The following is a 14940-nucleotide window of genomic DNA, read 5'->3' as shown; positions in this document are numbered from 1 at the left end:
AATAACCACGAAAAATGGATTGAGTCAAATTTGAACAAAGTTAAAATAAAAACACCTTAATCAGTTGATTAAAAAGAAATAAATAAGAAGTTACTGATTATATTAAAAACAAGAAGGTCATTTTTTATTGGTAAATTTTGAACAGGATCACGACTTTTGCTGTCAACAGCGCAATGTCATTCGATAGATTTAGAAAAGAAATGGGTTTTTGCTAGTGATTTACATAGCTCAGTTTTGAACCTAGAATAGCGGCACAATTAATCAGGGAGGTGATTTAATGTCTACAGGACACATGCCGACAATTCGTGTTTTAGAGGTGCTTCAAGTATTGGCTGCAGAAAATACGGGGCTATCTTTAACGCAACTTTCTGATAAGACTGGAATTCTGAAAGGGACTATTTACCCCATTCTAAAAACATTGGTTGAGCACCGTTATATTAATTACGATGATAACAGCCAGCTTTACTATCTTGGTATCGCTTGTTCCATTCTTTCTCGCGTTTTCTTCGAAAAATCGTATTGGCTGAAAATGATCCATCGCGAGATGGGGCTTATTGTCGAACAATGTAATGAAGTTTGCCAAATGGGTATCTTAGATGGTGCTGATGTCCTGTATATTGATAAAGTACAATCTGCACAAAAAGTTCAGTTAGTCTCCAGTATTGGCACTCGCTTACCAGCTATCTATTCTGCGCTAGGTAAGGCAATGATTGTTAACTACAGTGACGAACAAATTTCCCAACTTTACCCTGCAGGTTTCACCCCGCTGACACAATACAGTGTTCATACTTTGCCACAATTACGTACGCAACTAAACGCAGTAAAAGAAAATGGATATGCCATTGATAATAAAGAAATTAATGAAGAAACCATTTGTTATGCTGTCGCATTGCGCCAACGAAACAAAATTATTGCCGCTATCAGTGTGTCTATCCCCACCTTCCGCAGTAACGATGAAAAAACAGCCCAAGTCATCGAAACGCTGTTAACCAGCCGCGAACGCATCGAACAAGAACTTAACACGCTAGATAATATTGAATTTTATAAATAATAAAAATTCAATATTGGCATATATAGTCTAAAATGATCTGGAACAACAATTTTTGTATGCCGTATCATTTTGTTGATTGTTAGCAAAATATGACAATTTGGCGGAAATTTAACAGATGGTTTTTGAGGTTTATATCAATAAATTTAGCGCTAAATTTAGACATAAGTTAAATACCTTAGCAAAGGGATCATATTGCACTTAAATAATTAACATTTATATGTATATTTTCACTTTCTATATCACTAAAAATGCTCTTTATAAAAATTTTTAATAAAATTTAAAAAATATTTATTTCTTAAATTTCAATTGGTTAATCTTGATTTTAACATAAAATTAACCATTTAGACGGTATTCTTGCGAGTGTTCATGATCCATATCAAATTTATCACTTATCCCCTTTGTTACTATTATTGCGTGCTATAATTAATCAACTTTGTAAGAGAGTGTTGGTATGAAAGCTGACAACCCTTTTAATTTATTGCCACCTGCTGTAATGGCGCAAGTCGCGGATGATGCTGGCTTTTATAAAGCGAACAAACATCCTGCAATTACTTACTTGTCAGCATTCACTGCCGGTATTTTTATTTCTATTGCTTTTGTTTTCTATATTACTGCAACAACTGGGGCTGCCGATGCACCATACGGCTTTACCAAACTGATTGGTGGGATTTGTTTCTCACTCGGTTTAATGTTAGTCGTTGTTTGTGGTGCCGACCTTTTCACTTCCACTGTCTTAACTATCGTTTCTAAAGCCACAGGTAAAATTACCTGGGGACAAATGTTCCGCAATTGGTTCAATGTATACATTGGCAACTTAATTGGCGCGCTGTTCTTTGTGGCTACCATTTGGTTTGCGGGGCAATACACTGCGGCTAATGGCCAATGGGGATTAAATGTCTTACAAACCAGTAGCCATAAATTGCACCACACCTTTATTGAGGCTGTTGCACTCGGAATTTTAGCAAACTTAATGGTTTGTCTGGCGGTTTGGATGAGTTATGCAGGTCGCAGTTTAACCGATAAACTGGTGGTATTAGTTCTCCCTGTTGCGATGTTCGTCGCCAGTGGGTTTGAGCATAGCATCGCCAACATGTTTATGATCCCATTGGGCATCATGATTAAAGAATTCGCTCCTGCTGAATATTGGACACAAATCAATATGGCACCAGAGCAGTTTTCACACTTAACGATTGGAAATTTTATTACAGATAACTTAATTCCAGTCACTATCGGAAATATTATTGGCGGCGCACTTTTAGTCGGCCTCATTTATTGGTTTATGCATTTACGTGGTGGCCAGAAACATTAATCGCCACTGACACACACGAAAAGATTTATTAAGATCCCTAAAAGATCCACTGTTAAAAGGTAAAAGTATCATGTCCGAATTAAATGAAAAATTCGCTTTAGCATGGCAAGGTTTTAACCAAGGTGACTGGCAGAAAAACGTCAACGTACGTGACTTCATCCAGAAAAACTACACTCCATATGAAGGTGATGAATCTTTCTTAGCAGGCTCTACCCCAGCAACTGACTCGCTGTGGGATAAAGTTATGGAAGGGATCAAAATCGAAAACCGCACGCATGCACCCGTTGATTTTGATACAGATGTCGCTTCAACCATCACTTCCCATGATGCAGGTTACATTACTAAAGAATTAGAAAAAGTCGTTGGTTTACAAACTGATGCTCCTCTGAAACGTGGTCTTATCCCGTTCGGTGGTATCAAAATGGTTGAAGGCTCATGCAAAGCTTACGACCGTACTTTAGATCCAGAAATCAAAAAAATCTTCACTGAATACCGTAAAACTCACAACCAAGGTGTTTTCGACGTTTACACGCCAGACATCTTAAAATGCCGTAAATCAGGTATCTTAACTGGTCTGCCTGATGCATATGGTCGTGGTCGTATCATCGGTGACTACCGTCGTGTTGCGCTGTACGGTATTGATTTCCTGATGAAAGACAAATTTAACCAATTCACCTCTTTGCAAGAAAGATTAGAAAAAGGTGAAGACCTACAGATGACTATCCAACTGCGCGAAGAAATTGCTGAACAGCATCGTGCACTGGGTCAAATGAAAGAAATGGCTGCAAAATACGGTTACGATATTTCTGCACCAGCAACAAACGCGCAAGAAGCAGTACAGTGGACTTACTTCGGTTACTTAGCCGCAGTTAAATCACAAAACGGTGCTGCAATGTCATTTGGTCGTGTTTCTACCTTCTTAGACGTGTATATCCAACGTGACTTAGAAGCTGGTAAAATCACCGAACAACAAGCGCAAGAATTAATTGACCATTTAGTCATGAAACTGCGTATGGTACGTTTCTTACGTACTCCTGAATACGATGAGCTGTTCTCTGGCGACCCAATCTGGGCAACTGAATCATTAGCAGGTATGGGCCTTGATGGTCGTACTCTAGTAACGAAAAGCACATTCCGTTTCCTGAACACACTGTATACCATGGGCCCATCTCCTGAGCCAAACATGACTATCCTGTGGTCAGAAAAACTGCCAATGAATTTCAAAAAATTCGCAGCAAAAGTGTCTATCGATACCTCATCAGTTCAGTATGAAAATGATGACCTAATGCGTCCAGACTTCGACAACGATGACTATGCAATCGCATGTTGCGTCAGCCCAATGATTGTTGGTAAACAAATGCAGTTCTTTGGTGCGCGTGCAAACTTAGCGAAAACCATGCTGTATACCATCAACGGTGGTGTTGATGAAAAACTGAAAATGCAAGTAGGTCCTAAACATACACCAATCATGGACGAAGTCCTTGATTTCGATACTGTGATGAACCAAATGGACCACTTCATGGACTGGTTGGCAACTCAGTACGTCACTGCACTGAACTGCATCCACTTCATGCACGACAAATACAGCTATGAAGCTTCGCTGATGGCTCTGCATGACCGTGATGTTTATCGCACCATGGCTTGTGGTATCGCGGGGCTGTCTGTTGCTGCTGACTCACTGTCTGCAATCAAATATGCGAAAGTTAAACCAATTCGTGACGAAGACGGTATTGCTATCGACTTCGAAATCGAAGGTGAATACCCACAATTTGGTAACAACGATTCACGTGTTGATGACATCGCGTGTGACTTAGTTGAACGTTTCATGAAGAAAATTCAGAAACTGCCTACCTACCGTAATGCGGTACCAACTCAGTCAATCCTGACCATCACCTCTAACGTTGTGTATGGTAAGAAAACAGGTAATACACCAGATGGCCGTCGTGCTGGTGCACCATTTGGACCAGGTGCAAACCCAATGCACGGTCGTGACCAAAAAGGTGCAGTAGCTTCACTGACTTCTGTTGCTAAACTACCATTTGCTTACGCGAAAGATGGTATTTCTTATACTTTCTCTATCGTACCAAATGCGTTAGGTAAAGATGACGATGTGCGTAAAACTAACTTAGCGGGTCTGATGGATGGTTACTTCCACCACGAAGCGTCTATTGAAGGCGGTCAGCACTTGAACGTTAACGTCATGAACCGTGAAATGCTGTTAGACGCAATGGAAAACCCAGAGAAATATCCGCAGCTGACTATCCGTGTATCAGGTTATGCAGTGCGTTTTAACTCACTGACTAAAGAACAACAGCAAGACGTTATTACTCGTACTTTTACAAGTTCAATGTAATAATTAGCTCATTAAAATAAAGTAAATTAAAGACCCCGCTTTATGGGGTCTTTTTATCTATACTGTCAGTTAAAGACTACAAATCACTATTTCATGCATAAAGTCTTAGAAGTATGACGGATATTTTGGAGTACCTGCTATGTCTGCCGAAATTATTACAACAACCGATATCACTAAAACAGAATCGCCAGCAACGTTAGGCCGTATTCATTCATTTGAATCTTGCGGCACTGTTGATGGCCCTGGCATTCGTTTTATTGTCTTTTTCCAAGGCTGCTTAATGCGCTGCTTGTATTGCCACAACCGCGATACTTGGGATACCCACGGCGGCAACATTGTCACCGTCGATGAATTAATGAAAGAGGCGGTCACCTATCGTCACTTTATGAATGCAACGGGCGGCGGTGTCACCGCTTCAGGTGGTGAGGCTATTTTACAAGCAGAGTTTGTCCGTGATTGGTTCCGTGCCTGTAAGAAAGAGAATATCCATACTTGTTTGGACACTAACGGTTTTGTTCGTCGCTATGATCCTGTTATTGATGAACTGATGGATGTCACTGACTTGGTGATGTTAGATTTAAAACAAATCAACGATGATATTCACCAAAAGTTAGTCGGTGTCTCCAATCACCGAACGTTAGAATTCGCACAATATTTAGCTAAACGTAATCAAAAAACGTGGGTGCGTTATGTTGTTGTACCAGGCTGGAGTGATGATGATCATTCAGTACATCTGCTCGGCGAATTTACGAAAAACATGGGTAATATCGAAAAAATCGAATTATTGCCTTACCATGAACTTGGTAAACACAAATGGGAAACCATGGGTGAAGAATACAAGCTTGATGGAGTTAAACCACCATCAAAAGAAGTGATGGAACGTGTCAAAAGCATTCTTGAAAGCCATGGGCACAAAGTCATGTACTAAATAAGAAGAGGCTCAACATTGAGCCTCTTCTTTATTTGCCATTATTCCTATTTAAATAAAGGCAAATGGCCAATAAGCTGAGTCACCGCCTTTTTATTTCCCACCAGCCCAATACCCGCTAACTGAATATTTTTATATTCATGCTCTGACAACTTTTGCTGGTACTCACCATAAGTGCGACACGATTGCGCCAATAGACTAAAAGGAATGATATAAATTTCACTTTCTTTTAATGCAGCTTCTTCTATGTCTTTAATATACTGCTCTGGTGATTTTAAAATCGGTAAAGGGGCATAAATCACCCCTGGATAATGAATATTATCTGCACTGTTTAAATCTTGCCCCACCATATTGTTTACTTTATTTCCTAAGCTCACACCAATCACACTGGCGGCATTCATTGCAAGCCCGTTAGATAAATCCTGATTAACCACGATAGCGCAGCGATGCTCAGCTGGATTAAATATCATTTATGTCCCCTACTGTTTTTAATTGTGTTCAATTTCCCGATAATTATGGCATTTAAAGAAAGAAATAGGCTTTCTAACTCAGCTATGGCAAGCTTATTATTCGGTAATTTTTTTCTCTATTTGATCAATAATAGGTAGGAATATTCATTTATGGCAATTGATAAGACAGAAACAAAAATTCTTTCACTGCTGCAAGAGGATGCTCGGATCACCAACCATGAACTGGCTGAAAAAGTAGGCATGTCCGCCTCACCCTGCTGGCGGAGAGTTAAAAAACTTGAAGAAGATAATATTATTCAAGGTTATCGCGCTATTCTAAACCGCAAAAAAATTGGCCTTGGTGTTATGGTGTTTGTACGTGTGATTATTGATAGTGACAGCGAGGCAGAAGCACAAAAATTTGAACAGGAAGTCAGCGAGCTTGAGAACGTTGTCGCCTGTTATAGCATTGGTGGTGATACTGACTTTTTACTACAAGTGGTTTCTCATGATTTAGATTCTTACGCTGATTTTGCCATGTCAGTTATTCGCAGATTGCCAGGCATTAAAGAAATGCAAAGTATGTTTGTATTAAAAGAAATCAAGCCACTCGATGCATACCCTATATCTATTTTTGAATAACTTACCGACGCTTACCTTATTCTTCATAATGGTTATTAGTTATATTTTATTCCACACAATAACCATTTTTCATAAAAAACCATCCTAGTTAAAGTTAAAATAACCCTATATTTAACCAAAAAACACCAAACTAAACAGTCTATAAATTCAATATCAAATGAGTAATGACCTTATTACCCTAAAAAATGTTGTATTAAGAAAAAGTTAATCAAAAATACCTTACCAGAATAGTCTGCTTTATAATGTATTCACTTATCTGCATACTACTGCCGATAAAGTAAAAGAGTGCATATAAACTCACAAACTTTTTATAATAATTATTGCTAATTCACTACGACAAATAGGTTCCTTTTTTATCATGAACAATGAAAACTTCAGTGCAGATAACAACCCTGCACCTAACACTAACGCTCAAACTCAAGTTGATACTTTTGTTTTTCACGCTGAACCTCGCGCTGTTGATGCGGGTGAAGGTGTTAACTGGATCAGCCAATCATGGTCTCTGGTTAAAGAAAAATTGGGTATGTGGATCTTAATCAATATCGTATTGTTTGCATTGATTCTGATTATCTCCATGATCCCATTCTTAAACTTACTGATCACCTTTATTACTCCAATCTTTGTTGGCGGTATTATTGCTATCAGTGAAAATCAGCGTAAAACTGGACAAGCAGAAATCGGTTTACTGTTTGCGGGTTTCCAAAACAAATTCGGTGCACTGTTTGCGGTTGGCGCCATTAACTTTGCAGCAAACTTAGTCGGTATGATCATCGCTTTCATCATTGGCGGTTCTGCGATGTTTGGTTTATTAATGGAAAGCAACCAATACGGATCACCATCTGATGCGGCTATTTTAGCGTCCTCAGGTTCATTCTTCTTTGCTATTATCGTGATGGCTGTCGCTGGTTTAGTGGGTACCGCATTAACTTGGTTTGCCCCTGCTTTGGTTATGAACCACGATTTCACTGTTGGTGCTGCAATTTCAGCTAGCCTACAAGCAGTTAAGAAAAATATCCTGCCAGGCATCCTATTCTTTATCGTTCTGTCTATCTTAATGATTATTTCTGTGATCCCATTAGGCTTAGGTTTATTAGTTTCTATGCCAATTATGTATGTTTGCTATTACAGCAGCTACCGTAGCCTGTTTTTCTCACAAGTTAAATAAGCCAATAAACATGATGATTTAAAGTCATCATTTTTAGAGGGGAAGCACTTGCTTTCCCTCTTTACTATCAGCCTCTAATTCACTTATATTCCTTGAATTAAACGAATAACTTCCCTTTATAAATTGGAGTGCTACCCCGTGCATTTTGATATTACCGATTTAAAACTGTGCGTAAATGTCGCCAATGCAGGAAGTATTACTCATGGGGCAAAGTTGACCTATATTACGTTGCAATCCGCCAGTGAACGGATACGCGGCTTAGAAAATGAATTAGGCGTTAATCTATTTACCCGCTCAGCGAAAGGTGTTGCATTATCCGATGCCGGTTATGCATTTATTGAACATGCAAAAATCATCTTACAGCAAATTGAATTGATGCAAGATAAAATGCAGCAATACAGCCGTGGCTTACGCGGGCATATCAATATCCTATGCAATACTTCAGCACAGATGGAATTTTTGCCGTCTCGTCTTCATGCTTATTTACGCCAACAACCAAATATGTCTGTTTCAGTAAAAGACATGCCAAGTGCGAATATTGTGACTTCAATTAAAAATAAAGTTGCAGATGTCGGTATTATTGCTGATTCTGTCGACTTGGCAGGGCTTGATACTCGTCCATGTAGCTCAGATGAATTAGTGGTATTTGTTCATAAAGATAGCTTATGGGCTAACCAAAAGCGTGTTTCATTTGCGGACATTATTGGTGCTGAGTTTATTGGCTTAACAGAAGATAACCCGTTACAAACCCATATTGATGATAATGCTAAACAGCAAGGCCAACGGCTTCATTACCGTGTACATATGCCTACTTTAGACGCTGTAATGCAAGGGGTTAACCAAGGTATTGGTATTGCTATCATTCCGCGACAAGCCGCACTGCGCTCTGGCCCCTCCGATACCCAAATATTGCAACTGGCTGAGAATTGGGCGCAGCGAAAATTAGTGATTTGTGCACGCGACTTCAGCCTATTACCTGATTACACCAATGAATTTATTGATTTTCTAATTAACTGGCAACCATGATCACCCATTGTTTTGCCATATAAATCCCCAGCCCAATTAAACCGATAAAAAAACAACGCCGAAATAGCTTTTCACTAATAACCCGCCGAAAATATTGTCCAAGATACATCCCCACAATAGCGGGTATTAAGGCAAAGAAAGATAGCCCCCAATCAATATCATTTTGCTGGTGGTCTATGGATAATTTGATTGCCAGTGCCACTGTTGATGCTGTAAACGCTAGCCCTAGCGCCTGAATAAGTTCATCTTTATTTAATTTCAGTGTTTGCAAATAAGGTACCGCAGGGATAACAAATACCCCCGTTGCTGCCGTGATCACCCCAGTAAAGTAACCTATCGTTGGGGAAAGCCATATTTCATGTTTCTCGAACGATGGCATTTTTTTAGCCATTATTCCCCATCCCCCATAGATAATCAGTACAACACCCAATGCAGGTAATGTCCAAGTGGATGATGATGTTAATGAAGGTAAAAAACTCAACCATGTTCCAAGCAACACCCCAATCACAAAACCACTGAGTCGTTTCGCTAACGCCATAAACTGTGGCCCAATCAATAATTGCCATATATTGGTGACCAAAGAAGGAATAATCAGCAAACTAGCTGCCACTGCGGGCTCCATTACGGTACTTAATAATCCCATTGCAATCGTTGGTAGCCCTAAGCCGATCACGCCTTTTATAACCCCTGCCAATAGAAAAACACCAATGACTATTTCCACCTATTCGACTCCAATAAACTCAATTTACCGTTAGACTAACGACCTTCGCCGAAGAGCGCTATTTGGAAAATACTGAGGCGGGATCAGGTAAAATCTGAGAGGGGTTTTCATTAGAAATCGCGAAACTGAGTCATAAAAAAAACCGCCACTGTTACCAGCCGCGGTTTATTTATAAAAGGCGTAACCGAAATTAACCGATATACTCTAGCCCTTTCATATATGGACGTAATACTTCAGGCACTTCAATACGGCCATCTGCTAATTGGTAGTTTTCTAAAATTGCGACCAATGTACGACCCACTGCTAAACCTGAGCCATTCAATGTATGAACGAGTTGAGTTTTCTTATCGCTCTTACCACGGAAGCGTGCTTGCATACGACGCGCTTGGAAATCCCACATGTTTGAACAAGAAGAGATTTCACGGTAAGTATTTTGCGCTGGCAACCATACTTCTAAATCGTAAGTTTTACGTGAACCAAAACCGATATCACCAGTACATAAAATCACTTTACGGTAAGGTAGGTTCAGTAATTGCAGCACTTTTTCAGCGTGACCTGTTAACTCTTCCAGTGCATCCATCGATTTTTCAGGATGAACAATTTGCACTAACTCAACTTTGTCAAACTGGTGCATACGGATAAGACCACGGGTATCACGGCCATAAGAGCCCGCTTCTGAACGGAAGCATGGTGTGTGAGCAGTCATTTTCAGAGGAAGTTTATCCTCATCTAAAATTTCATCACGAACCAAGTTAGTCACAGGTACTTCAGCAGTTGGGATCAACGCATAAGTGCTGCTATCTGCTTCTTCTTCCAGTGGTTTAGTGTGGAATAAGTCCTCACCAAATTTTGGCAATTGACCTGTACCATACAGCGTATCATGGTTAACCAAATACGGAACATACAGTTCTTGATAGCCATGTTGCTCAGTATGTAAATCCAACATAAACTGTGCTAACGCACGGTGCATGCGGGCAATTTGCCCTTTCATCACAACAAAACGCGCACCTGTTAGCTTAACCGCTGCAGGGAAATCTAACCCCCCTGTTAATTCACCAAGGCTAACGTGATCGCGAACGTCAAAATCATACTGGCGAGGCTCGCCCCAACGTGCAACTTCGACGTTGTCAGAGTCATCTCTGCCATCTGGTACTTGGTCATCTGGAATATTCGGGATACTTAAAGCAATATCACGGATTTCTTGTTGCAGCTTGTCTAACTCTGCTTTCGCAGCATCCAATTTTTCGCCTAATTGGTTAACTTCCAGACGTAATGGCTCAATATCTTCACCACGAGCTTTAGCCGCACCGATAGTTTTCGATCGCGAGTTACGGTCTGCTTGCAGGGTTTCAGTTTCAACTTGTAAAACTTTGCGGCGTTCTTCTAATTCACGCAGCTTTTCCACATCAAGGGTAAAACCCCTGCGAGCCAGTTTTTCAGCAACCGCGTCTAGCTCCGTACGCAGTAAATTGGGATCGAGCATGCTTATCCTGTGAGTATTGTGAGTAATAGATAATACTTTTGATGATGCATTCTAGCATCATCAATAAAGTAAAGTATTTCGCTATATAACCTTACCGCATTGCCCAGTTTAGCGGTAGCGTTTTGTGGTACTAATTTGATCCTGTTGGGCTAACCAGTCTAATTTTTCAGCAAACTTGCTTTCCAAGCCACGTTTTGTTGGGTAGTAATAACGGCTTGCTTGCATTGGTTCAGGGAAATAATTCTCACCCGCAGCGTAGGCATTTGGCTCATCATGGGCATAACGGTATTCTTGGCCTGCTCCCATCTCTTTTAAGAGCTTTGTTGGTGCATTGCGTAAGTGATTAGGCACATCATAATCAGGCTGCATTTGTGCGTCTTTAATTGCAGCCTTATATGCCGTATAAACCGCATTACTTTTAGGAGCACAGGCTAAATAAACAATTGCTTGAGCAATAGCACGTTCACCTTCTGCTGGCCCGACTCGTGTAAAGCAGTCCCAAGCAGAAACTGCCACTTGCATCGCGCGGGGATCTGCATTCCCGACATCTTCGGAAGCAATCGCTAACAAACGACGAGCCACATACAGCGGGTCGCCCCCTGCCGTAATGATCCTTGCATACCAATACAATGCCGCATCTGGTGCTGATCCACGAACTGACTTATGCAATGCAGAGATCAGATCATAAAAACGGTCACCTTTGTTATCAAACCGCGCGGTACGTTCACCACTCACTTCTTTGAGTAACTCTGCCGTTAAAATTCGCTGGCCTTGGCTATCGGCTTCAGCCATATCCGCCATCATTTCAAGTAAATTTAGCGAGCGCCTTGCATCCCCATTAACGAGCTGAGCTATCATCTTGCGTGTACTATCGGGTAACACAATATTTTGCCCACCAAGCCCACGGGACGTATCTGCTAGCGCTTGTAATAACACTTGCTCAATATCGTCCTCTTCTAAGGACTTGAGCAAATAGACTCTTGCACGGGATAACAATGCTGAATTTAATTCAAATGAAGGGTTTTCAGTCGTCGCACCAATAAAGGTGATCGTGCCATCTTCAATATGCGGTAAAAAGGCATCCTGTTGACTTTTATTAAAACGATGAACTTCATCCACAAACAGAATCGTTCTACGCCCAGCACTGCGGTTTTGGCGCGCTTTTTCGATGGACTCACGGATTTCTTTAATACCTGAAGTCACCGCAGATATACGTTCAATATCCGCTTGAGCATAGTGACCGATAATTTCTGCCAGTGTCGTTTTGCCTGTTCCTGGTGGCCCCCATAAAATCATAGAATGCAGATGCCCAGCCTTGATTGCTCGCGGCAATGGTTTTCCTTCCGCCAGCAGATGCCGTTGACCAATGTATTGCTCAAGGGTTTCGGGCCGCATACGCGCCGCTAAAGGTTGAAATTCATTCTGCGAAAAATCGAGAGACAGGTTACCCACAATATCCTCTTTATTGCCGCTTAAAAGCAAATAACTGACTCGCTAACCACCAGCAGAAAATACTAATGGTTAACGATAATAACGGGTTTAAGGCTTATTTAGCACTTGAACGTTGATCGTCTAACGTTACGCCTTTCGGCACTGTAAACTTAAACTTACTGGCATCAACACGGCCATTTTTTTGCTGTTTTAGCTGATAAGCACTGGTTTGCCCATCTTGCTCAATCGCAGAAAATTTCTCAATAGTCCCTTCTGGGGAAACCGTAATTGAGAATTTTTTCAACGTGCCATTGGTTTGCTTAGGTTTAAGATCAAAAGTATTACCTTGCTGAATGATTGAGTATTGTTTCCAATCTTTCGGGTCATTACGCGTGATCAATAAAAATGGGGTATCCTGCGTTGCATCCGCTAAGTTCGTCACAGTCACTTGCTCAACAAATGGGTTATAAAACCATAAATTCTTGCCATCAGAAACTAACACGCTTTCGTCGGGAGAAGTCATGTTCCAGTTAAATAAGTTAGGGCGCTCTAACCATAAATCGCCGACGCCTTCTTGAACAAGATCGCCCTCAGGGCTAGTGACCTTTTGTGAAAAACTGGCTTGGAAACTATTGACCTTATTTAGTCGTGCCTGAAGATCTTGACTCGCATCGGCCAACACTTGGCCGATATGTAAACTGAAGGCTAATGCACCTAACAACATCATTTTTTTCATCGAACAAAGACCTTAGTATGATTACCTTAAGAGGCGTGATGACGTTATACACCCCTCAAATTAAACCCGCAATTAGCACCTTAAATTATTAATTTGCTACCCACTTTTAATGCCCCATTGATGGCGGCGCAAGCACTTCTCGGTTCCCGTTATGACCCTGTTCACTAACAATGCCTTGGAGCTCCATTTGCTCAACAATTCGCGCGGCACGGTTATAACCAATACGGAATTGACGTTGAACGCCTGAAATGGAGACACGTTGTTTGTCAACAACAAATTCAACAGCTTGGTCAAATAGTGGGTCAAGTTCTTCACCACCACCATCATAACCACCACCTTCACTATCATCACTACACGTTGTGATGCTATCAATATATTGCGGCTTACCACGCGCTTTCCAATCATTTACCACTGCATGGACTTCTTGGTCACGAACAAAAGCACCGTGTACACGCATTGGGATTGATGAGTTAGGTGGTAAATAAAGCATATCCCCCATCCCCAATAACGACTCTGCACCACCTTGGTCGAGGATGGTACGCGAGTCAATTTTGCTCGATACCGTAAAGGCAATACGTGTTGGAATGTTGGCTTTAATTAACCCAGTAATGATATCAACTGAAGGACGCTGAGTCGCGAGAACCAAGTGGATACCTGCGGCACGGGCTTTTTGAGCCAGCCTTGCGATCAGCTCTTCCACTTTTTTCCCTGCAGTCATCATCAAGTCTGCGAACTCATCCACCATAACGACGATGTAAGGTTCTTTTTTCAGCATTGGATGTTCCGTTTCCATGCTGTCCCCTGGTTTCCAGAATGGATCAGGGATCGGACGCTGCATATCCGCCGCAGCTTTAATTTTTTCGTTGTAACCAGCTAAATTACGAACCCCCAGCGCAGACATCAGTTTATAACGGCGTTCCATCTCATTGACACACCAACGCAGTGCATTCGCAGCGTCTTTCATGTCTGTGACAACCTCTGTCAATAAATGAGGAATACCTTCATAAATAGAAAGTTCCAACATTTTTGGGTCGATCATAATAAAGCGCACATCTTCAGGTTTCGCTTTATACAAGATACTGAGAATCATCGCATTGACCCCAACCGATTTACCTGAACCTGTCGTACCCGCCACTAATAAGTGTGGCATTTTAGCTAAATCCGCGACAACAGGATCACCCTCAATATCTTTACCAAGAACAATCGTCAGTGGCGATGGATTTTTTCTAAAATCATCGCAATCTAATACTTCACTTAAATAAACGGTTTGGCGCTTTTCATTTGGTAGTTCAAGCCCAACATACGGTTTCCCTGGTATCACTTCAACAACTCGTACAGCAACCGTAGACAATGAACGCGCAAGGTCACGGGATAGTGTCGAAATACGCGCAGCTTTAACACCAGGCGCTAAATCAAGCTCAAAGCGGGTGATAACTGGCCCAGGAGAAAAACCGACAACCTCCGCTTTCACTCGGTAATCATTTAACCGTGCTTCAATCAGCCTTGCCGTTTGCTCTAATTTAAACATATCCACTGGCTCTTCTTGCTCTGGTGGACTTGCCAATAAATCAAGAGAAGGCATCGGCGTTGTTGGTTTTGGTAGTGGTTGATCATTACGCACCAAGAACGGGTGGAATAAGCTATCT

At 41.2% G+C, this 14940-nt stretch carries 13 protein-coding genes; 7 read left to right on the top strand and 6 right to left on the bottom strand.

Annotation, left to right across the window (positions count from 1 at the left end; all coding sequences use genetic code 11):
• Nucleotides 1-277 precede the first annotated feature (277 nt).
• The 4 genes from PSF27_RS00780 to pflA all read left to right on the top strand — a co-directional run bounded on the left by PSF27_RS00780 (nt 278) and on the right by pflA (nt 5641).
• Nucleotides 278-1051 (top strand): IclR family transcriptional regulator, encoded by a 774-nt coding sequence (locus PSF27_RS00780; protein ID WP_206085458.1) that lies wholly within the window; start codon nt 278-280, stop codon nt 1049-1051.
• A 451-nt stretch (nt 1052-1502) separates the two neighbouring features.
• Entirely contained in the window at nt 1503-2360 is an 858-nt protein-coding gene (gene focA / locus PSF27_RS00775) for a formate transporter FocA (RefSeq protein ID WP_272680670.1), read from the top strand.
• A 70-nt stretch (nt 2361-2430) separates the two neighbouring features.
• Nucleotides 2431-4713, top strand: coding sequence for a formate C-acetyltransferase (gene pflB / locus PSF27_RS00770; RefSeq protein ID WP_272680669.1), 2283 nt, complete (start codon nt 2431-2433; stop codon nt 4711-4713).
• A gap of 139 nt (nt 4714-4852) precedes the next feature.
• Nucleotides 4853-5641, top strand: a complete 789-nt coding sequence (gene pflA / locus PSF27_RS00765; protein ID WP_272680668.1) for a pyruvate formate lyase 1-activating protein — start codon at nt 4853-4855, stop codon at nt 5639-5641.
• Between the two features lie 47 nt (nt 5642-5688).
• Here pflA and PSF27_RS00760 read toward each other — a convergent pair whose 3' ends face one another.
• Nucleotides 5689-6111, bottom strand: a complete 423-nt coding sequence (locus PSF27_RS00760) for a DUF2000 domain-containing protein (RefSeq protein ID WP_206085454.1) — start codon at nt 6109-6111, stop codon at nt 5689-5691.
• Between the two features lie 150 nt (nt 6112-6261).
• Here PSF27_RS00760 and PSF27_RS00755 point away from each other — a divergent pair, with 150 nt between their 5' ends.
• The 3 genes from PSF27_RS00755 to PSF27_RS00745 all read left to right on the top strand — a co-directional run bounded on the left by PSF27_RS00755 (nt 6262) and on the right by PSF27_RS00745 (nt 8923).
• Nucleotides 6262-6732 (top strand): Lrp/AsnC family transcriptional regulator, encoded by a 471-nt coding sequence (locus PSF27_RS00755; protein ID WP_206085453.1) that lies wholly within the window; start codon nt 6262-6264, stop codon nt 6730-6732.
• A gap of 358 nt (nt 6733-7090) precedes the next feature.
• Nucleotides 7091-7897, top strand: coding sequence for a BPSS1780 family membrane protein (locus PSF27_RS00750; RefSeq protein WP_206085452.1), 807 nt, complete (start codon nt 7091-7093; stop codon nt 7895-7897).
• A gap of 138 nt (nt 7898-8035) precedes the next feature.
• A complete protein-coding gene (locus tag PSF27_RS00745; protein ID WP_272680667.1) occupies nt 8036-8923 on the top strand; it encodes a LysR substrate-binding domain-containing protein in 888 nt (295 codons plus the stop codon).
• Here the strand turns inward: PSF27_RS00745 and PSF27_RS00740 are convergent.
• The 5 genes from PSF27_RS00740 to PSF27_RS00720 all read right to left on the bottom strand — a co-directional run.
• Nucleotides 8907-9644: a sulfite exporter TauE/SafE family protein gene (locus tag PSF27_RS00740; protein WP_206085450.1), complete on the bottom strand. Its 738-nt coding sequence runs from the start codon at nt 9642-9644 to the stop codon at nt 8907-8909. The two genes, PSF27_RS00745 and PSF27_RS00740, sit on opposite strands and share 17 nt — an antisense overlap.
• 190 nt (nt 9645-9834) lie before the next feature.
• A complete protein-coding gene (gene serS, locus PSF27_RS00735) occupies nt 9835-11127 on the bottom strand; it encodes a serine--tRNA ligase (RefSeq protein ID WP_206085449.1) in 1293 nt (430 codons plus the stop codon).
• 108 nt (nt 11128-11235) lie between these two features.
• Complete coding sequence (locus PSF27_RS00730) at nt 11236-12579, bottom strand: replication-associated recombination protein A (protein WP_206085448.1); 1344 nt, start codon at nt 12577-12579, stop codon at nt 11236-11238.
• Between the two features lie 94 nt (nt 12580-12673).
• Nucleotides 12674-13294, bottom strand: coding sequence for an outer membrane lipoprotein chaperone LolA (lolA, locus tag PSF27_RS00725; protein ID WP_272680666.1), 621 nt, complete (start codon nt 13292-13294; stop codon nt 12674-12676).
• A 106-nt stretch (nt 13295-13400) separates the two neighbouring features.
• On the bottom strand, nt 13401-14940 hold a 1540-nt coding region (locus tag PSF27_RS00720), incomplete at its 5' end, for a DNA translocase FtsK (protein ID WP_272538770.1).

The sequence above is a fragment of the Providencia sp. PROV129 genome (assembly GCF_028482245.1).
GTDB classification, from domain to species: domain Bacteria; phylum Pseudomonadota; class Gammaproteobacteria; order Enterobacterales; family Enterobacteriaceae; genus Providencia; species Providencia vermicola.
Note: the sequence above shows the minus strand (reverse complement) of the source record. Positions and strands in the feature narration are given on the sequence as shown.